The organism is Bacillus sp. FJAT-42376 (genome assembly GCF_003816055.1).
Lineage (GTDB): Bacteria > Bacillota > Bacilli > Bacillales > Bacillaceae > Metabacillus_B.
The window spans coordinates 4,034,445-4,055,461 of sequence record NZ_CP033906.1 but is presented as its reverse complement, the minus strand read 5'-3'; the positions used below and the strand labels follow the sequence as shown (position 1 = coordinate 4,055,461).

The window sequence follows — 21,017 nt, the reverse complement described above, 5'->3', positions numbered from 1 at the left end:
TAAGTAAGCAAAAGGAAAAAAGGCTTTTCCTATAGAAAAAAGCTGTGCCTTAGCACAGCCAGGTTCAAATAACAAATTTAACAATCGACTCTTCTAACTTTTTGGATAAAGAACTTAAAGATACAGTCAAACGGTATACATGATCCGCGATTTCTTCCTGCTTATCTGTGGATTCTGCAACCTTCGCTGTGATTAGGGCTGTTTCTTTTGAGAGAATTGAATTTTCCTCAAATGCCCCGCTGATTTCCTCTGTATTGGCGGACATTTCCTGAGTGGTCCCGGAGACAGCTTGAATGTTCTTGGCAACTGTTTCAACAGATTCCAGCAGTTTATTAAACGTTTCCTCTGCTTCTAACACAGTCTGAGTATTATTCTGTACCAGGTTTGTCCCTTCTTCCATTTCTTTTACAGCTTCTTCAATGGTCAATTTAAAGCTGGTAAGTTTTTGACGAATTTGTTCAGCCGATGCTTTTGAGCTCTCTGCTAGTTTACGGACTTCTTGAGAAACGACTGCAAACCCTTTCCCCTGCTCTCCTGCCCTGGCTGATTCAATGGCAGCGTTTAAAGCAAGGAGGTTGGTCTGTTCTGCTATATCAGTAATGACAGATACAATTCCGCTGATTTCGTTTGCTTGTATGCCAAGCCCTTTCATAATGTCGGATGACTGTCTGACCGAGGATTTGATGAATTCAGTTTGTCTGACAATATTCTGCATCTCAATTGCTCCGTTTTCTGCTTCAATGGCTAAGGCGGACGATTGATCACTCACTGTATTTGAAGTTTCCGCAATCATCTGAATTCCTTCAGCTAAATCCTCCATTGCCTGTGCAGAATCTTCAGTACGCGCAAGCTGGATGTCAGAACCGCTTGCGACCTCACGAATGCCCTCCATAACTTGTGTATTAGACAGGGTCATTTCTGTCATTTTGTCTTCGATTTCTTTTGATGAAGCTAGCAGTGACTGTGCAGATCCTTGTACTTCTTTGATCATTTCTATATTTTTATCAATCATTTCTTTATAAGATTTTGAGACTTGCTCGATTTCGTCCTGCCCCTTTATCTTTATCAAATCCAATATCTTCTGTCCGTCTTTTAGGTTTCCTTCAGCGATTTGTTCGGAAGCCTGTTGAATAATGGCCAATGGTTTTAAACGGTTCCTAATCAATATGATGAGTAAAAAAATCATAAAGGCAATTAATAGTGCATTTCCAGTGATGAAGATAGGAAGCTGTTCTTTTAAAACGTTCTTCGTGATCAAATGGACATTCTTTGCATCAATATCCACCCCTAAAATTCCAACGACTTTCCCTTCATGTATAATCGGCGAGAAAGCAGATAAGTAATTTCCATATTTGGGATCTTTGACGATAGGAGAGCTGGAATGATTTCCACTTAATACAGAGCGGATGTCTTTGTAGCTTGTTGTGGAAGACAACTCTATAAGGGGGGATGCCTTTTTCTCATCCCGGGGCTGACCGTCAATCATAACATAGAGCTTATTAGATTTAGCCATTAAGGTATATACATATAACGCGCCTGATTTTTCCCGGAAGTCATTCAGTTCTTCCCTTAGCTTCCAATAGTCGTTGTTTTCTTTTGGGCTATGTATAAACTTCGAGTACCTCTCACGATCCATTTTTGAAGAAATATTGTCTGACAGATTCATGCTGAAATTTCGAATCGATGATTCTACCGATTTTTGTGTGCTGAAGTAAATCATGAGTATATTTCCTGCTAATACAATAAACATCCCGATTGTAAGCAAGACGGCAATTTTGCTGCTGAGCTTATTCATGTCTTCCTCCCATATGATTCCCTATTAAAGCGGTATTCCCTTATTTATCGGAATGATTGACTAATTTTTTAATGATTTAGCAGTAAATCACTAGTAGATTACCTTCCATTATTGATCATGGAAATAGCATGTGGAATTTTATGCAGGTTCAGATATTCATACTGGGGGTTCATCGATACCGCTGTTCTTCGTTTTTTTACACGTATCATCTGAATGGGAAAGAAAAAGGGAATTCCTCTTCTTCAGACAGTGATTGGGATTTCTTCGACTTAGGTGACGGAGGAGGAAACGACTGAATTCGATTTCCTTCTTAAAGTTTCTTCAATACGATAAAAGAACCAGCCTGTTTTTACGGGGCGGGTTCTTTTTTTATCTTGCTAGCATAGAAGTGTAACGTTAGAATATCAAATTCAGACAAAGAGACTTACAGAATCTATTAGCTGCCACAGCCGTACTCCTACCACTCTGCCAACTTCCCTAAATTTGTAATAGAAACTGAATGTCCTCTTTCCTTATTAGTAAGAAACTGCTATTATTCCCTTAAAAACATATCTTGCAGAGTTTGGTCTAATTTGCTCTTTGTCGTAGCGGCAAAGTTAATCTCTGCTGCGGATTTCAATCGCCTCTTTCAAATATTTTAATAGAACAACAAAATGTAAGTGCTTTCAATGTCCGGAGGCGAAGTCATGCTTTTTTCCCTGCGCAATCGATTATTTATCATATTTACTTGTTTGCTGACGATTCCGCTTATTGCGTTATCTTTCATTGTTCCAGGATGGTTTACTTCGATTATAGAAAAGCAGACAGAGGAATTAACGGTGGCAGCGCTTGACCAATATTCGCTTTATGCTAATTCGATTACTTCACAGGCTCAGGATTTAGGAAAGCAGGTACTTGTTAATGAGATGAGTCAGAAGTGGATCAAGATGGATGAATCCGTACCGGAGGAAAAAAAGCTGCTGCAAAAAAATCAGGTGAAGTCTTCTCTTTCCTCTATGATGATCAATAACTCGAATGGCCTTTCAGCAGCAGCCATTTTAAATGACGGGACAGGTACGTTAGGAAACTATCAAGCTTTAAATGAACTTGGGTGGTATCAGGAATATATTCTATCTGACCGCCGGTTTATTAAAAAGCATCAGGACCAGTTTCAGCCGTATCAAGGCCCGGTTACCAGTTATATTCTGCCTTTTTTCGACCTGAATACGTTCGTTTCATACGGGATTATTAAAGTAAACGTACCAGTTCCGCTGCTGGAGAATGCCTTGCAAAAAGTGAAAATCGGCAAAAACGGGCATGCCTATTTGCTCAATAAGCGCGGTGAGAACGTTTTAAGCGGGGAGATTCAAACCCCAAAGGCAGTGTTGGAAAGAAGTATGAAAGAGATGATCAAAAGGCCCGATAAAAAAGGGCTGGTTCAGCTGAAAAATCAGGGAGAAGACTACCTTGTTTACTATCAAAAGCTTTCGGTAGACGACTGGATTGCCGTTACAGAAGTAACAAGGTCTGATTTATTTTCGGAAATAAACGGTCTTCAGAGGAGTCTCCTCGTTACAAGTACGATTGTTTTCATGATCACCATCATTGCCTCATTTGTCCTGTCTTCCAATATCGCACGTCCTCTTGGCAAGCTTGCGGGCTCCATGCGCTTTCTGGAAAAGGGAGACTTCATCGGGGCTAAAAAATCGATGCCTGTGATTAAGTCCAGAAACACGGAAGTGGACTATTTAATCAAAGTAGTTCACCACAGCATGGATCAGCTGAAGTCCCTGATTGAACTGGAATATGAGACGAATATACGCAGGAAAGATGCGGAATACAAAGCGTTATTGCTTCAAATTAATCCTCATTTTTTAAATAATACGCTTGAAATCATAGGCGGGCTTGCTGCACAGGGGAAGACAAAGGAAGTCATCGATGTAAGCTATTATTTAGGGAGAATGATGAGGTACTCTCTCAACACGCAAAGCAATACAGTGAAATTAGCGGAAGAGATAAAGTATATCCGCAGCTACACAGATATTTTAAAACTGCGCTACGAGGATGCGATTTCTATACGGCTGGAAGAGGATCAGGAGTCAAAGGATCTCATGATCATCAAATTTGTTCTCCAGCCGCTAGTGGAAAATGCGGTAAAGTACAGCTTTCAGGAGAAAACATTTGCGGATATATTTATTCAATCAAAGGTAATAGAAAATCAGCTTTTTCTTGTCGTACAGGATAAAGGGATCGGGATGACCGAAGAAGAGATCCATGCATTGACGGGTGACGAGGCAAAAAGTGATACGGCACATGTGCTTTCAGGGAGCGGAGAAAGCATTGGCCTGCGCAATGTGCTGGGAAGGCTGAAATTATTTTATGGGAATCGCTTTTCCTTCTCCATCCAGTCCGTAAAGGGTGAAGGAACGGAAATTATGCTTGTGATCGATATAGACAGAGGTGATCGCGATGATTAAGGTCCTTATTACAGATGATGAAATCCAAGTTCGAAAAGGCTTGCGCATGAAGGTGCGGTGGGAGGATGAAGGATTTATCGTTGCCGGCGAGGCAGCCAATGGCCAAGAAGCACTCGATGTATTGAGAAGCATAGATATTGAGGTATTGATTACCGATATGAGGATGCCGCTGATGAACGGTCTGGAACTCGCAAGGGTATGCCAGGAGGAATTTCCGCATGTAAAGGTTGTCGTGTTGTCTGGATATTCGGACTATGAACTTGTCAGAGGCTCCATGAAAGAAGGCGTGAAGGATTATTTATTAAAGCCTGTAGCACCGGATGAACTTCTTGGTGTACTCCATAAAATAAAAGCGGAATTGAAGGAGGAGAGGAAGCGGCAGGCTGAATCCTCCATGATGCGTCAGCTCTTTCACTCTCAGCTTCAGGAAGTGCAGGAACAGTATCTTCTTTACCTTGTGAAGGAGGAAATTTACCATGTTGATCTGGCAGTCGCCAGGCTGCAGCAATTGAAATTGGAATACCTGGGGAAAGACACGGTAAGTTTTCAATTGCTATCTGCAGAAATAAGGGACGGTTCAAGGGACATAAAACAAATGAAGGATTTGTGGCTCCCTTTTCGTATGCTGTGCAAGGAAATCTCGGACTCCTTTGATGGAGTCTATACCTTCTATGACCCAAGCTATGCCATGATGATGCATTTCCTTATTCTTTCGGAGGAGGCAGAGTCAGATTTGGACCTTGCTGCTATGATCCAGGACCATGCAAAAAAATATCTGCATGTGGAAACGGTCGTCGGTGTTGGGAAGAGAATGAGGGGACTTGAGAATCTGAAAAAAGGCTATATATCGAGTCTGCTTGCATGGAGTCAGAGTGAGCTTCATTCCAATTCCCAGGTTGTTAACCTGGAATTATCAGCGGAACGTCCATGGGAGTTTTCTGCTGACTTGGAAAAGAAACTTCTGAATGCGATCGAAAGCTGCAGCTTAAAGGACTTTGAACGTTCCATAAAGGATGCACTGGATAGAGAAGAGGGGCAATCCGTTTTTTCCTTTTCTTTTTCTGCCAGCAGGGTTCTGTTCCTTCTGGAATCGCTTGCCGGAAAGTACGATTTGGAACTGACAGTCATCCGTTCGGCTGTCTGGAACTGCCAGCAGAGCATCTGGGAGTTTAATTCCCGGCGTAAGGTGATGGAACAGCTGCTCTTACTTGCAGAGGAGATTATTAATAAGATCAAGCTTACTCGTCTGTCCAATGGACGATTTATGATTGATTCTGTCAGGCAGTATGTAGATAAACACTACTCCAGTGAAATTTCGCTTACGATGCTTGCGGATCTGTTTCATATAAACAGTTCCTACCTCTCGGAAAAATTCAAACTGGATGCCGGACTGAATTTCAGCGATTATCTCGTAAAGCTGAGGATGGAAAAGGCCTCCTCGTTTTTGAAAGACAAGAAGCTTAAAATTATTGATGTGGCCAACCTGGTCGGATTTTCAAGCTCCGGCTATTTCAGCACTGTCTTTAAGAAGCACTTTGGATGCACGCCAGTCGAATTTAGAACCCAAATGGGCGAAAGCATCGAGCAGAAGAACGGAGGAAGAGGATGAAAAAATGGGCACCATTCCTTTTGCTTGCAGCCGTAATGATCGTGCTCTTTGTTTTTACCCCGTTCACTAAGCAGGAGCATGATAAAAAGAAAACAAATCTTTCCGGTAAAAAAGTACAGCTCATCTTTTGGAGAAACAACGGAAATGAATTGGAGAATGAAGCGTACAGAAAGCTGATTAAAGACTTTGAAAAAGCAAATCCGCACATATCCATTGATATGAAGCTTCTTCCCTACAGTGATTATGAAATCCGGCTAAGAACTGAACTTGCAACCGGAGACCCGCCAGATCTTATGGCGATTGACAGCCCTACTCTGGCACTGTACGCCAACACCGGTTCCCTGCTTTCGCTTGATTTCCATATGAAAACGGAAGGGGAGCTCGCTGATTATCCCCGGGCGGCTCTTGAAGGAATGAGCTACAAGGATAAAATTTATATCGTACCGATCACAGAATCGGGTATTGCTCTCTTTTACAATAAAAAACTGTTTGCGGCGAAAGGTATCCCGTTTCCTTCGGCAGACCCAGGGAAACCTATGACGTGGGAAGAAACAGCCCGGATTGCCAAACAGCTGACTGATGGTAAAAAAGGAATCATCGGGATCGACCCTGCGCAGGGATTTAGTGATGGTGAATCTGCCGCATACTTTAAGCTGCCGTTTCTCTGGCAGTTTGGAGGGGACGTTCTAAGTCCGGACGGGAAAACAGCGACCGGTTATATCGATTCTGAAGATTCACTGAAGGCACTGCAATTTTATCAGGATTTATATCATAAGGATCATGCAGCAGCAATGGAACTGCCGGCTGATGCCATTCTTTCAGGAAAACTTGGGATGTCAGTGCTCGGTTCATGGGCGGTTGGTGAAATCTTCAAAAACGAGGGGAATATAGGCGTTGCTCCATTGCCCAGAGCAAAGTACCAGGCGGTGCCGAACGGCGGCTGGGCGATCGGAATCTCTTCCAGAACGAAACATCAGGCAGAGGCCTGGACCTTTATCAAATATTTGACCAGTCGTGAAGGGGTAAAAAAATATGTCCAGATTACCGGGGATATACCGGTTCGGATGTCGGTAGCTAAAGACTTTCCGGATCTGAACACGTATCCGAAGAACATTTTTGTGTATCAAGCCCAAAACCACTCGAAAAACCGTCCGGTTACCCCCGCTTATCCTGTAATCAGCCAGTCCATTAAAGCGCTGTTTGAGGAGGTTGGCATTGGCCGCAGCAACGTACGCGATGCAGCCAGGGAAGCAGCCAGAAAGATAAATGATGGTTTGAAGGAAGTTAAGTAGAATAATCAAAAAAGGCCGTCCGGCAGGTGCTGGGCTGCCTTTTTTATGTGGTGCAGGCCCGTCCTCTTTTGTAAGCGGTTTCAATTGCCGATAATTTTAAACGATCCAATCTGAAAATCTTAAACTATCCCTTTTGAACTTTCTGATAAAGTAAATCCAGCAGGTCATTACAAAGAGAGGGGGGAAACGGTGGAACAGGTTTATCAAAAAAAACAGAATCAAACGGGCCATATGGAAACCGTGAAAGCCCGGAAAATCAATTCTACTCTAAAGTATATGAAGACCAACTATCAGCTTTATCTGCTGGTTTTGCCGGCGCTGATCTTATTAGTCATTTTTAAGTATATTCCAATGTATGGAGCGATCATTGCCTTCAAAGAATTCAACCCTTTAATGGGGATTATGGGGAGTCCTTGGATCGGTCTTGAAAATTTCCAGAAGTTTATGAGCACACCGGACTTTATGAACCTGATTACGAATACACTTCTGCTCAGTGCGTTCGGTCTGCTGTTCGGGTTTCCGGTACCCATTATCCTGGCCATCATGATCCAGCGTATTAAAAGGACAGCCATCAAGAAAAATGTTCAGCTCGTTTTGTACGCACCCAATTTTATCTCAGTAGTCGTAGTAGTCGGTATGGTTTTTATTTTCCTCTCGCCGGTCGGTCCGATCAATAAGCTGATTGTCTTCTTTGGCGGAGAAAGTCTTTCATTTATGACAGAACCGGGATACTTCCGGTCCATTTATATCATTAGCGATATCTGGCAGTTTGCGGGATGGGCTTCTGTCGTCTATTTAGCCGCATTATCCAATGTAAGCCAGGATTTGCTTGATGCAGCGAAGATTGATGGCGCCAATATTATTCAGCAGATTATCCATATTGAGCTTCCTGTGATTAAGCCCATCATGGTCATTCAATTTATCCTTGCCGCAGGAAACATCATGAGTATTGGTTTTGAGAAGGCTTACTTGCTGCAGACGTCTATGAATCTGCCGGCATCGGAAATCCTTCCAACGTATGTGTATAAAATTGGCTTGCAGATGGGGGATTACGGCTATTCAACCGCAATTGGCCTATTCAATGCCGTCATCAATGTCATTCTTCTTGTAAGCGTAAACAAAATTGTGAAGCGGCTTAACGAAGGAGAGGGTTTGTAAACGGAGAAGGGAGATCGCCCATGTTCAAGCATCACACGAAAACGGACAAAGGAATTCTTATAACCAATGGAATTGTGCTAACTCTTATCGTTCTGCTGGTGGTGACGCCGCTTCTCTATGTACTGATGGCCTCCTTTACGGATCCGGCCACCCTGCTTAACAGCGGTCTGACCCTGGATCCATCCAAATGGACGCTGCAGGGGTATGAGCGTATATTTCAAGACGGTTCCATTCTGACCGGGTTTCGAAATTCATTATTTTATTCTACTGCTTTCTCTATCCTGTCTGTAGCGGTCACACTTGGTGTAGCCTATCCGCTGTCCAGGCCGGACTTTGCAGGCAGAAAGATCATCATGACTCTATTTATCATTACGATGTTCTTTGGAGGCGGGTTAATCCCTACGTATCTTCTTGTTAAAAACTTAAACATGCTGGATACGGTTTGGGCCATTCTGCTGCCAGGGGCTGTCAATGTATGGAATATTATCCTTGCAAGGGCTTATTTTAAAGGGGTCCCAAGTGAGCTTCGGGAAGCAGCCGCAATGGATGGAACGTCTGAAATTCAGTATTTCTTTCGGATTCTGCTGCCGTTAAGCAAACCGATCATTGCCGTGCTTCTTTTATATCAGTTTGTAGGGCAGTGGAATTCTTACTTTGACGCCATGATTTACTTAAAGAGCGAAGACCTGCAGCCGCTTCAGATTGTCCTGAGGTCCATTCTTGTTCAGATGGAACCGAGACCCGGTATGATTCAGGATGCCCAAAACACTGCGGAGCTTCAGCAAATAGCGGAAATGGTTAAGTATTCAAGCATTATCATTTCAAGTCTGCCATTAATTTTAATTTATCCGTTCTTCCAAAAGTACTTCGAAAAAGGTGTCATGGTCGGATCCATTAAAGGATAATAACTGGAGGGAAAAAAATGAAGAAAAACAGACAATTGAAAGCTGTTTTTGCAGCGATGCTCGCCGCTTCACTGTTGGCGGCAGGATGCTCCAATTCAAAAAGCTCTACCGATGCAGCGGGAAAGAATTCATCGCCCAGCTATGAATTGAAAGATGTTTCATTTCCATTAGAGAAAAAGACCACCCTTAAATTTTTAACGCAGAGTTCACCAATCGCCCCTAAGGATCCAAATGACAAATTAATTTGGAAGAGGTATGAAGAAGATACAAACGTTCATATCGACTGGACAAATTATCCTTGGGAGCAGTTTGGGGATAAACGAAATCTTGAGCTGGCAAGCGGAGATCTTCCGGATGCAGTTTTTCATGCCGCTTTGGGAGATAACGATATCCTCCGCTACGCGAAGCAGGGAGTCATTGTGCCGGTGGATGAGTTAATTGAAAAGCATATGCCGAATTTCAAAAAAGTATTGGAGGCACGTCCGGAATACAAAAAGCTGATTACCGCTTCTGATGGCCATATTTATTCATTCCCGTGGATAGAGGAGCTTGGCAGCGGAAAAGAAGCCATACAGGCGCTCGATGATATCCCCTGGATCAATAAGAAGTGGCTGGATGAGCTGGGACTGAAGATGCCAACCACAACAAAAGAGCTGGAAGATGTGCTGGTTGCTTTTAAAGAAAAGAAACCGGAAGGCAGAAATGACATTATCCCGATGTCCTTTATGATTAATCATGGAGGAGAAGACCCTGCCATGCTATTAGGTGCTTTTGGATTAGGGGATAACTACGACCATTATGTCGTTTCAGAAGATAAAAAAGTCATGTATACGGCAGCACAGGAAGGGTATAAAGAGGGAATCAGCTGGCTTCATCAGCTTCAGAAACAGGGGCTGATTGATAAGGAAGCCTATACTCAAGACTGGAACACATATGTTGCAAAGGGGAAAAACGGCCGCTACGGAATGTATTTTACATGGGATCGCGCCAATATTTCCGGCAACAACGAGGACTATGTCCCGCTTCCTCCATTGAAAGGGCCAAACGGTGAAACCAATGTGGCCCGCACCAACGGCTATGGATTTGACCGTGGAAGAATGGTTATTACGAATGCCAACAAGAACCTTGAACTGACAGCTAAATGGGTTGACAAAGCCTATGAGCCGAGCCAGTCTGTGCAAAATAACTGGGGAACGTATGGAGATAAAAAACAGCAGAATATTTTTGAAAAGACTGCTGACGGCAATCTTAAGCACTTGCCGCTCGGGGATGCGTCACCATGGGATGTCAGACAAAAGACAAATGCCGACGGTCCGCTTGCCGTTTTAGACGAGTATTATGGTACGGTCTCAACAAAACCGGATGATGCGGCATGGAGACTTAAAATTCTGCATGAAACCTATGTTCCTCATATGAAAGCAACGTACAACTATCCGCCGATTTTATTAAATCAGGAGGATTTGAACGAGCTGACACAGCTGGAAACAGCGATTAAGCCTTTAGCAGAACGGAAGAAAGCAGAATGGATTCAAAAAGGCGGAATTGAAAAACAATGGGATGGCTATTTGAAGCAGCTAGAGAAAAGCGGGCTGTCTAAGCTCATCAACATTAAACAAAAAGCATTGGATGAGTACCATTCTGCAAACTGAAAAAAAGAAGCCGATCGGATACATAGATCGGCTTCTTTACTTTTTGACGAGTATAAAGTTTACAATGTCAGGGAATCTGTATAGGAAAATCTTAAAGGTTCCTGTGGATAGCAAAAATTCAACTATTGTAAATTTACTTTCTCCGAATTCAGGATCATATGCGTTGCTAACTACTCTGGATTTAAGCGGTTTCTTGCCTTTTGAACAGAAACCACCCTGCCCAGCCTCCATTGTGACATCAAACCCCCATCCCCTCATAAACTATCTTGAGGTGATCAAAATGCCCAGAGTGAAATACACAGATGCTGATGTTGCCTTGATGGCACGGATGATGAGGGCGGAGGCGGAAGGGGAAGGGCAGCAGGGGATGCTGTATGTGGGGAACGTCATTGTAAACCGTGTAAAAGCCACCTGCCTCGACTTTAAAGATGTGCGCACGGTCCGGCAGGTTATTTTTCAGGTGCAGGGCGGGAATTATTCATTTGAGGCGGTTCAGAAGGGAAATGTTTTTTATAACCGGGCGAGGTCGGTGGAAAAAAGACTGGCCAAAAAGAATTTGGATTATTGGCGGGATCATCCGGCCAAGTTTTCCCTGTGGTATTTTAACCCGTATGCCCCGTGTCCTCCAACGTGGTATGGCCAGCCGAAAGCGGGTCAATACAAGAACCACTGTTATTACGAACCGAAAGCGGGAACGTGTGCCAGTGTGTATGGCGGATAGCGGAGACGAGTTTGGCGCTGGGGCGCTGGTTCACAGATGAAAGGGCGTTTCAATAGTGGTTATCAGAAAAGCCTCTCCTCTCCGGAAGAGGCTTTTTCTATCGTTTCATACAGATTCCGGGTTATGGCTTTGGCTTACCAAATGTAAAGGCAGCGGTTTTTTAAGAAGAGTAAGTTCAGCCGTTCCCCTTCTCGAAATTCAGATCCCACGTCACTCCGAACGGATCGGTTACCTTTGCATATTTCGCTCCCCAGAACGTGTCCTGCAGCTCCATATGCACCGTTCCTTTTTCGCTTAGTTTTGAGTAGATGGTTTGAATTTCCTCTTCGCTTTCCAGTTCAAGAGCGAGGGTGATGTTGGAGCCAATTGTTACAGCGCGGTCTGAAGTGGCATCGGAGGCCATAAAAAATAGCGGGCCTTGTTTAAAGCGTGCATGAAGAATCATTTCGTCAGCTTCAGGGGGAGTGGGGAAATCTGCTTGTCCATAAGTTTGAACGTTTGTTATTTCTCCTCCAAACAATTCTTTGTAATAATCCAATGCTTCTTTTGCATTTCCGTTGAAAGTAAGGTAAGGTGTCGCTTGATGCTTCATGTTAAACACTCCTTTAAAATGGTTTCATCCTTCCATTCGTTCTTACTCGCCTTATTTCCTTCTTATCAATAAGAATATTTGTTCGGTTATTTTTCGACAAAATCACCGCTCAGCCTTGACTGGAAAAAGAATTACAACTACTATTATTTGTAAGCGATTACATATCATATAGTAGTACGGCAGTCTATTACTATATGAGGAGGCGTCCGCAATGGCCGATATGGTCAGAATTCTTTCCCCGTGCGGGATGCTTGGATACGGATTTCCTGCTGCTTCTTTTGTGAAGGGGCTTGAATACGGCGTGCATGGCATTGTGGTCGATGCGGGCTCAACCGATGCGGGTCCGCATAAACTGGGCGCCGGTGTATCTATTGTGAGCCGCCGGGCCGCCAAAAAGGACCTGGAGCTGCTCATCACCCAGGGTCTGCCAAGGAAAATCCCGATTGTCATCGGCTCTGCAGGAGGAGCGGGAGCAAAGCCGCATCTTGACTGGACCCTTTTGATCATTCATGAAATTTTATCCGAACACTTCTTATCCGCCAAAATTGCGATCATTCCAGCAGATATTCTTCAAGAAACCGTGATGAAGGCGAACCAGCTTCATCAAATTAAACCGCTCACACCAAACATTCCTGCCTTAGACGAAGAAACCATTCTTCAAACTCATTCCATTGTTGCCCAAATGGGGCACGAACCGATTTTAGAAGCATTAGAGAATGGTAGTGACATCATTGTATGCGGACGGGCCTATGATCCATCTCCCTTTGCAGCGATCGGACTTTTTCATGGAAAAGATCCCGGACTGAGCTATCATCTTGGAAAAATATTAGAATGCGGAGCCCTTTGCGCGGAGCCGGGAACAACAAAGGATTGCATTCTTGGAACGCTGACCCATGATTCCTTTACCGTACAGGCACTGAGCGAGAAACGAGCCTGCACGCCTGTCAGTGTGGCCGCGCACACCTTTTATGAAAAAGAACACCCGTATATTCTTCACGGTCCGGGTTTTACCCTCGATCTGGAGCATTGCTCGTTTGAGGAATTGGAGCCTGGCGTGGTAGAGGTGAAGAATAGCCGCTACCTCGAATCGGATCCGTACTTCATCAAGCTTGAAGGGGCAAAGGAGGCTGCGTACCGGACCTTTGTGCTGGCGGGGGTCCGCGATCCGCTCCTGCTTGAGCGTCTTGAAGAAGTAGAAGAACAGGTCAAGCTTCAGGCGGCCGAATACTATTCGGACATTGATGATGCCGATTATGATATCCGGTTTTACCATTACGGCAAAAATGGTGTACTCGGAGAAATGGAGACGGTCCCGTTTTCCGGACATGAGATTGGAGTCATGTTTGAAGTGCTCGCGAAAACCCAGGAGCTCGCAAGCAGTATATGTGCAACGGTAAGGTCTACGTTTTTGCACTTTGGCTACGAAAACCGGAAATCCACTGCAGGCAATCTGGCCTTTCCGTTCGCTCCAAGTGACATTGAATTTGGCCCTGTGTATGAGTTTTCGATTTATCACTTAATGGAGGCAAAAAGAGATTTCTTCACCGTCTATTATCAGGAGGTAACCGATGGCCTCTCTTTATGAACTGGCAAAAATCATCCGCAGTAAAAATTCAGGGCCTTTTGAACTGACGCTGGATATTCTGTTCGATTCAGCTGCCAGCTATGAAAAGGTCAAGCATTCAGGGAAAATCACACATCAGTCAATCTCCCGGCTTTATGGGGTAGAAGAGAATCAAATTCATCACCTGGTTTTCTTCGATCAGGCCCTCGGCATCAAAATCACGATGGCACGGACGGTGTCCTCCGGAACGATCGGAGACCGGGATGTGTACGGAGCCCAGCAGCACGCTCCGCTATTTTCTATTGAAATCTAAAACCAATCAAACTCTTATTCTCTGCCTGAAAAGGAGCTGGCTTTGCGATGCTGCAATCAAAGTGGAAATTGATCAAACAAGACTGGGTTCTTTACGCGATGCTTGTTCCGGCGCTTGTGTACTTCATTACCTTTCATATCGTTCCGCTGATTGGGATGAAGCTTGCGTTCCAGGATTACCGGATCCTCGGAAATCACGAATGGGTGGGGCTGAAGCATTTTAACGTGCTCTTCAGCTCCCCGGCTTTTTTTACCGTTTTGAAAAACACGGTCATCATCAGTGCGATGAAAATGCTTTTCTTTTTTCCGGTCCCGATTCTTTTATCGATTTTAATCAATGAAGTCCAGCATGGCCGATTTCGAAATTCGGTTCAGTCAATCATTTATCTGCCTCATTTCCTTTCATGGGTCGTGATCGCCGGAATTTGGATAAGCCTTCTGAACCCGGAAGACGGAGGACTCAATCTGATCCGGAATTTTTTTCAGCTTCCGTCGGTTGATTATATGACAAGTAAGGACCACATCCGCTGGGTGCTCGTCTTTTCGGAAATCTGGCGCAGCGCCGGCTGGGATTCGATTATTTACCTGGCTGCGATTATGAAAATCAGTCCGGCTTTGTATGAAGCGGCGCGGATTGATGGGGCTTCGAATCTCCAGCAGCTCCGGTACATTACAATCCCTGAGCTTTCCGGGACGATCATCACCGTTTTTATCCTGAATCTCGGTTTCTTCATGAACGCGGGATTCGATCAGGTGTTCAATTTAATGAACAACTCGGTCATTTCCGTGATTGATATATTGGACACGTATGTATACAGGATCGGACTTGTGAATGGACAGTATTCGTATGCAACGGCTGCGAGTTTATTTAAAGGGGTCATCGGAACGGTGCTGATCCTTGGAACTCATTTTATTTCGAAGCGGCTTACGGGAAGAGGGGTGTGGTAACCGTGAAAAAGCTAACGCCTTTTTCCGCTCTCGTTTATGTCCTGTTGATTTTGCTTTCGGTTTCGGTGCTCATCCCGATCCTGAATCTGCTTGCGATGTCTTTTTCCGACCCTTTAAAGGTACAGGCACTCGGAGGACTTGATATTTTGCCAAAGGGCTTTTCTTTGATTAACTATCAGGTGCTCTTTTCCAATCCGCTCATTGTCCGGAGTATTTTTAATACGATTTTCCTGACCGTTGCCGGAACCGCCCTGAACCTCTTTTTAACAGCCATGGCCGCATACGTTCTGTCGAGAACCTACTTCGTCGGCAAAAAAGTGGTCCTCGTTCTGCTCATTATCATTATGGTATTTGAACCCGGCCTGATTCCTGAGTATTTGCTCGTAAAGGACCTTGGCCTGCTCAATACATACATGTCGCTTATTTTCTATAAGGCGATCAATGTGTACTATCTGTTCATTCTCATCCGCTTTTTTCAGGACGTGCCTGACAGCATTCTCGAAGCAGCCAGAATCGATGGGGCCGGACATTTTCGTATTTTTACGAGAATCATGCTGCCGCTGTCGAAGCCGGGACTTGCGACACTTGGTCTCTTTTACGCGGTCTACCACTGGAATGAATATTTCCGGGCGACGATTTATATCACCGATCCGAATAAGTGGCCGCTCCAGGTGGTCCTTAGGCAGTTTGTCGTTCAAAAGGACAACGCCTCTCTGATTGGAGCTCAAAATGTCCTCTCCTACGACAAAATCGCGAGCCTGGATTTCTCCTCTCTCCAGGCCGGGATGATCATCGTATCCATGGTGCCGATCCTGATTCTCTATCCGCTCATTTTGAAGTTTTACGCAAAAGGAGCATTTGAAGGAGGTGTGAAGGATTAAGCCGTGCATGTAAAACCATTTCAAGGGGGTATAGGGATGAAAAAACTAGCAGGTTTGTTTGCAGCCGCTGCGCTCATTTTTACAATGGCTGCGTGCTCAAATGATCAGACTTCAACGACCGAAAGCAAGGCAGGCACCATCAAGCTTGTCCTGAAAGACGAAGATCCTTCCAATCCGGCAACAAAGAAATATTTCAGCAATCTGGAAAAGGCTTTGAAAAAGGATGAGAAATTGGATGTGAAATTTGAGCTTGTTCAAATGCCGCAGGGGAACTATGCGGAAAAGCTGAACCTGCTTTTATACAGCGGCGATATTCCCGACATGATTTATTTCCAGGGAGGCGACCAGCAGATTGCGGAGCAGGACCTGCTTGAGGATCTGACCCCTTATCTCGAAAAATCAAAGAACCTAAAATCGATCATGGAGCCATACAATGAAAAGAGGATGAAAAACTATCCTTATCTGCTGTGGATCAAGCCCCTTGATTTAAAGACACCGGTCATCCGCAGCGACTGGTTCAATCAGCTTTCTTCTTCTAAAACGCTGATGGCTGATCCATCACCTGAACAGTACAAAGCGTTCTTCAAGGAACTCGTTGAAAAAGCACCCGGCGGAGGAAAGCCGAAAAATGCGATTACGGTGGCAGGGGATATTACGGAGCTCGATTCCATTTTTAATATGGCATTCGGAATCAATCAGACGTGGCTGAAAAAAGGCGACGGAACATACGAATACGCCAAGGTTTCAGAGAAGGAGAAAGCAAAGCTTGCGTATTACAGCGAGCTGTATAAAGAAGGGCTGCTTGACAAGCAGTTTGCGACAAAGCAATGGGATACGAAGGAAAAAGCTTTCTATGACGGCGAATCCGGAGTCATCGTTGGAACAAACGGAAAAGTCATTGATATTTATAACGGGAAAATGACACAGGTGAACGGCAAAGAGGCGGAATTGACCGTGCTTCCTCCTGCGAAGGGCGAGTTCCAGGGGTATGGGGCGACCGATATTTCGAAGGAATCCCGCGGTATTGCGATTTCCTCCCAGTCCAAGAACAAGGAGCTTGCCTTCAAAGTGCTCGACTATCTTGCCAGTCCGAAGGGACAGATGCTGGACCGGATTGGGTTTGAAAACGAACACTATAAGATCGTGGACAATCAGATTGAGCTGACAGATAAATATTACAGTGAATGGTATGCCCGTTTCTGGGAGCCGGCTGAATTTAAAACAGAGAAACCGCTGAAAACCCCGCTTTTATCCAAGCCTGCAGAAGAATCTGCGAAAATGGTGCAGCAGTATTACAGCGAGGATAACAAAGTGATGCTGGATGAAGAAACGGCAGCGAAGTGGGATGCAACGGAAAATCTGTATAAAGAATTCTCAAGCGATGTCATTACCGGAAAACGGCCAATCAGTGATTTTGACCAGTTTGTCGAGGAGTGGAAAAAAGCAGGCGGAGAAGAAATCACAAAAACAGTGAGCGAAAAACTGAAGTAAGGAGCCGGGTACATGATTCCATTTCAGGAACGCGTGAGAGGCGTTGTGTTTGGCGCCGCGCTTGGGGATGCCCTTGGAGCTGTGGTGGAAAAGCTCAGTTACGAACAGATCAGGGACATGTATCAGCGGGTTGAATCCCTAAAGACAGAATGGTATAAGCCGGAGGAAGAAAGACAGGGAAAACAGCGCGGGCACGGGATTGTCACGGATGATACGCTGATGATGTGCGCCTTGATCCGGGTCTATCTGCAGGAACAGAGACATTTGGATGCGTATGATTTAAGCGACGGATTTCTTCGTGAGATCGCTTTCCGGAAAACGTATATCCCCGAATTTGGCAGAGAGGCACTCTTAATCGAGCGCCTCTTTTACCCGGAAAAAACCCTCTTTACCCGCCACGCGCTCGCGAACTGCGAGCCGAGGGAGGGCGGAATCGGCAATATGGTCAACTGCGGGGCTGCGATGTATATCGCCCCTGTCGGAATCGTCAATGCCGGCGATCCAAAAGGGGCCTATGATGAAGCGATCCTTTTTGCTCTCGGCCATCAGTGCAGCTATGGGCTTGAGGCCGCGGGGGTATTGGCAGCCTGTGTCGCGAAGGCGTTTGAAGAAGGAGCTACAGTGGAGAGCGTTGTTGAAACGGCGATCCTTCTCGCAAAGGACGGGACAAAGCAGGCGATTGCCGCGGTTACCGGGGAGGCGAAGCGGCTGAAACAATGCGGGGCGGGGATGGACGAAATTGTTTCGTGCCTCCAGCAGGCAATGAAGCCTTTTTCACCCATGGGCGATGATGTGCACCGAAGCGAGAACAAATTAGGGGTTCCTTCCAATCACTACACCCCCAGCCGTCTTTTTTCGATTGAAGAGCTTCCGATGGCACTTGCGTTTATCATCCTGAATGACGGGGCTTTTTACCCTTCGATGTATGACGGGATTAATTCCGGCCGGGATACGGATTCAATCGGTGTCATGATTGGTGTCATACTCGGGGCGATGCATGGAGACCGCGTCATTCGCGGGGAAGATCGGAGTTTGCTGGAGCGGGCAAATCAGCTTCAATTATCAATCTTATCCGAAAGGTTTTGCGAAACAGCAAAAAAAATAATCTCGAAAGACCTCGAGCTGCATACCTATAGAAAGAAGTACCTGACCTAGTAAAAGGGAGGGGTAGGGTTGCAGACAGAGGAATACCTCCAAAAAGTGTACGCAGGTTTTCTCGGGATGAATATCGGAATCCGTCTTGGAGCGCCGGTTGAGCCGAGGGAATGGACATATGAAAGAATCCGGGACGTATACGGGAATATTAAAGGCTATATCAAAGACTACAGCGTGTTTTCAGCGGATGACGATGCCAATGGACCGGTGTTTTTTATAAGGGCATTACTCGATGATGCCATCAATCGCGAGCTTGAGCCGCAGGATGTCGGAAGGGCGTGGCTGAATTACTGCCGGGAAGGGATCGGCATGCTTTGGTGGGGCGGGGAAGCTTACAGCACGGAGCACCGGGCGTATTCGAATTTGACAAAAGGAATCGATGCCCCGCGCTCCGGCTCTGCTGAAGAAAACGGAATCGTGCTTGCGGAGCAGATTGGCGGCCAGATTTTTATCGATACATGGGGGCTGATATTTCCGGGCAATCCTGGAAAAGCAGCGGACTATGCGGAGAAAGCGGCCAGTGTGTCTCATGACCGGAACGGGCTGCATGGAGCCAGATTCATGGCAGCCTGTATTGCCCAGGCCTTTTCAGCAGGAAGCATAGACGAAATTCTATCCGCGGGACTGCTGGAAATTCCTCCAGATTCTGAATATGCAAGACTGGTCCGTTCCATCTTGTCTTTTCATCATAAAAATCCTGATGATTTCCGTCTTGGATACCATTATGTAGAGGAAACATGGGGGTACCATAAATATCCGGGTGAATGCCATATAATCCCGAATGCAGGAGTATGCGTTCTCTCGCTTCTGTACGGAAAAGGGCGGCTCGACCGAACGGTTGAAATCGCCGTTATGTGCGGGTGGGACACGGATTGCAATGCAGGGAATGTCGGAACCATCTGCGGCGTGTTCAGCGGTCTTCAAAACATCCCGCTTCATTACCGCACCCCTATTAACGATACCATCGTAACGTCCAGCGTCGCCGGATACTTGAACATTCTCGACATTCCGACGTTTGTCAAAGAACTGGCTTTGCTGAAATTCCAGGTGGAAAGAAAAGAACCGCCGGAATGGCTGGAAAGCTCGCTGAAAAACGGAGAGGTCTATTTAGATTTTGCTCTGCCGGGCTCTACCCATGGGTTTCGGACCAATCATCCGTTTAAAACCATTTTGAGGCCTGCAAAGGAAAAAGGGTTTCGAAAGCCGGGCTCGCTTGAGGTCCTTTTTGACCGGTTCACCGCAGGAGACAGCAGCCGTGTGTTTTGGAAGCCGTTTTACCGGAGAGCGGAATTCAACGATGAAAAATACAAGCCTGTTTTTTCGCCGAAAGCGTACAGCGGCCAAACCGTTTCAGCTAAAATTTTCCTCGATCAGTGGCGCGGTGAAAAAATGCTTTTTACTCCATATGTAAGGGACACTTGGAGCAAAGAAATACTGGAGCTTGAAACGGTGGAGCTTGATAATCAATCGTGGAATTCAGTCGAGTTTCAGATTCCTGATACAAACGGTTCTCTCATTGACGAAATTGGCTATCGAATCAGCAGCCATTCTCCTTCTTATAACAGAGCGTTCGGCAAACTGTTTATTGATGATTTCCGCATATACGGGAAAGCGGACTATACGATCGATTTCTCCAAACAATCCGAGGAATTCCAATCCGTTACTCCGTTCGCGCATCATAAGGGGAAATGGCGCCTGGACGGTAATCGCCTACACTATGAAACCATGGAAAACTGCTCTTCCTATTCAGGCAACTACTACGCTTCCAACTATAACGTTTCCGCATATATCGAACCAAAAGAAGGCGGGAGCCATCTTCTCCTTTTCCGGGCAAAAGGAATTAAACGTCACTATTTAGCCGGGTTTGACGGAGAAGGATACGTATCGTTTATTCGAAATGACTTCGGCTATCAGAAGCTGAAAACGGTTCCTTTTTCCTGGGAGCTCGGAAAAGAATATCACGTGAAAATAGAATGCAGAGACTCACGTTTTATTTTTTTGATTGATGATGAAAAAGTGATGGAGATCGAAGACGACCGTTTTCCATACGGGATGTATGGAGCCGGCTGTCTGGAAAAAGGCGCTGGATGCATTCGGGGCTTTCGATTTCAGCAGCTGTAAGCGTCCGCTTTTGCGGATGCTTTTTCATGTTTCTTAGCTGGGATAAAATGGGTATAGGTCTTATGGGATAAAACTCTATTATCGCGGGTGAACGAAATGAGAAGAAAAGCAGCAATTTTATTTGCATTATACATGGAGGGCTGCACTTTCCAGATTGGGGATTCCTTTTCCGAGTTCTTTTGTATCTATGATTCTTTTCAGCAAAACTAGGTTCAACTTTGCCTTAGTGAATTAGGGGATTTTTTGGTTTTTATCAGTATAATTTACCTTTAAACTAGACCTTTAATTGTGAGAGTGATTTCCTTGAAACGAATTATATGTTCATAATATGGATAAATGCAAAACATTAATAACAACTTGGTCCTTAA

The 21,017-nt window shown here is 45.2% G+C and carries 16 protein-coding genes; 14 read left to right on the top strand and 2 right to left on the bottom strand.

Features of this window, described 5'->3' with window-relative positions:
* Window positions 1-64: 64 nt before the first annotated feature.
* The gene (locus CEF21_RS21985; protein WP_481747688.1) at window positions 65-715 is read right to left on the bottom strand and encodes a methyl-accepting chemotaxis protein; all 651 of its coding nucleotides are present in this window, start codon (window positions 713-715) and stop codon (window positions 65-67) included.
* Between the two features lie 1,766 nt (window positions 716-2,481).
* On the opposite strand from CEF21_RS21985, the gene CEF21_RS20365 reads away from it, so the two are divergent.
* From CEF21_RS20365 to CEF21_RS20335, 7 genes are all read left to right on the top strand, one after another.
* Window positions 2,482-4,251 (top strand): sensor histidine kinase, encoded by a 1,770-nt coding sequence (locus CEF21_RS20365; protein WP_123919572.1) that lies wholly within the window; start codon window positions 2,482-2,484, stop codon window positions 4,249-4,251.
* Window positions 4,244-5,860 (top strand): response regulator transcription factor, encoded by a 1,617-nt coding sequence (locus CEF21_RS20360; RefSeq protein ID WP_241156725.1) that lies wholly within the window; start codon window positions 4,244-4,246, stop codon window positions 5,858-5,860. Before CEF21_RS20365 ends, CEF21_RS20360 begins: the two co-directional genes overlap by 8 nt.
* A complete protein-coding gene (locus tag CEF21_RS20355) occupies window positions 5,857-7,152 on the top strand; it encodes an ABC transporter substrate-binding protein (RefSeq protein WP_123919570.1) in 1,296 nt (431 codons plus the stop codon). The genes CEF21_RS20360 and CEF21_RS20355 overlap by 4 nt, the downstream gene beginning before the upstream one ends.
* A gap of 231 nt (window positions 7,153-7,383) precedes the next feature.
* Complete coding sequence (locus CEF21_RS20350; protein ID WP_123920459.1) at window positions 7,384-8,310, top strand: ABC transporter permease; 927 nt, start codon at window positions 7,384-7,386, stop codon at window positions 8,308-8,310.
* Between the two features lie 20 nt (window positions 8,311-8,330).
* The gene (locus tag CEF21_RS20345; RefSeq protein WP_123919568.1) at window positions 8,331-9,215 is read left to right on the top strand and encodes a carbohydrate ABC transporter permease; all 885 of its coding nucleotides are present in this window, start codon (window positions 8,331-8,333) and stop codon (window positions 9,213-9,215) included.
* 17 nt (window positions 9,216-9,232) lie between these two features.
* Window positions 9,233-10,864, top strand: coding sequence for an ABC transporter substrate-binding protein (locus tag CEF21_RS20340; RefSeq protein WP_123919566.1), 1,632 nt, complete (start codon window positions 9,233-9,235; stop codon window positions 10,862-10,864).
* A 280-nt stretch (window positions 10,865-11,144) separates the two neighbouring features.
* The gene (locus tag CEF21_RS20335; protein WP_123919564.1) at window positions 11,145-11,585 is read left to right on the top strand and encodes a cell wall hydrolase; all 441 of its coding nucleotides are present in this window, start codon (window positions 11,145-11,147) and stop codon (window positions 11,583-11,585) included.
* Between the two features lie 175 nt (window positions 11,586-11,760).
* Here CEF21_RS20335 and CEF21_RS20330 read toward each other — a convergent pair whose 3' ends face one another.
* Window positions 11,761-12,177: a VOC family protein gene (locus tag CEF21_RS20330; protein WP_123919562.1), complete on the bottom strand. Its 417-nt coding sequence runs from the start codon at window positions 12,175-12,177 to the stop codon at window positions 11,761-11,763.
* 211 nt (window positions 12,178-12,388) lie between these two features.
* Here CEF21_RS20330 and CEF21_RS20325 point away from each other — a divergent pair, with 211 nt between their 5' ends.
* The 7 genes from CEF21_RS20325 to CEF21_RS20295 are packed head-to-tail and all read left to right on the top strand — an operon-like array spanning window position 12,389 to window position 20,649.
* Entirely contained in the window at window positions 12,389-13,762 is a 1,374-nt protein-coding gene (locus CEF21_RS20325; protein ID WP_123919560.1) for an acyclic terpene utilization AtuA family protein, read from the top strand.
* Complete coding sequence (locus CEF21_RS20320) at window positions 13,746-14,054, top strand: DUF4387 domain-containing protein (protein ID WP_123919558.1); 309 nt, start codon at window positions 13,746-13,748, stop codon at window positions 14,052-14,054. Before CEF21_RS20325 ends, CEF21_RS20320 begins: the two co-directional genes overlap by 17 nt.
* Window positions 14,055-14,101: 47 nt before the next feature.
* Window positions 14,102-15,001: an ABC transporter permease gene (locus tag CEF21_RS20315; RefSeq protein ID WP_123919556.1), complete on the top strand. Its 900-nt coding sequence runs from the start codon at window positions 14,102-14,104 to the stop codon at window positions 14,999-15,001.
* A 2-nt stretch (window positions 15,002-15,003) separates the two neighbouring features.
* Complete coding sequence (locus CEF21_RS20310; RefSeq protein WP_241156724.1) at window positions 15,004-15,882, top strand: carbohydrate ABC transporter permease; 879 nt, start codon at window positions 15,004-15,006, stop codon at window positions 15,880-15,882.
* Window positions 15,883-15,918: 36 nt separating this feature from the next.
* Window positions 15,919-17,373, top strand: coding sequence for an extracellular solute-binding protein (locus CEF21_RS20305; RefSeq protein ID WP_123919554.1), 1,455 nt, complete (start codon window positions 15,919-15,921; stop codon window positions 17,371-17,373).
* Window positions 17,374-17,385: 12 nt separating this feature from the next.
* Window positions 17,386-18,528 (top strand): ADP-ribosylglycohydrolase family protein, encoded by a 1,143-nt coding sequence (locus tag CEF21_RS20300; protein ID WP_123919552.1) that lies wholly within the window; start codon window positions 17,386-17,388, stop codon window positions 18,526-18,528.
* A gap of 18 nt (window positions 18,529-18,546) precedes the next feature.
* On the top strand, window positions 18,547-20,649 hold the full coding sequence (locus CEF21_RS20295; protein ID WP_123919550.1) for an ADP-ribosylglycohydrolase family protein: 2,103 nt from the start codon (window positions 18,547-18,549) through the stop codon (window positions 20,647-20,649).
* Window positions 20,650-21,017: the final 368 nt, after the last annotated feature.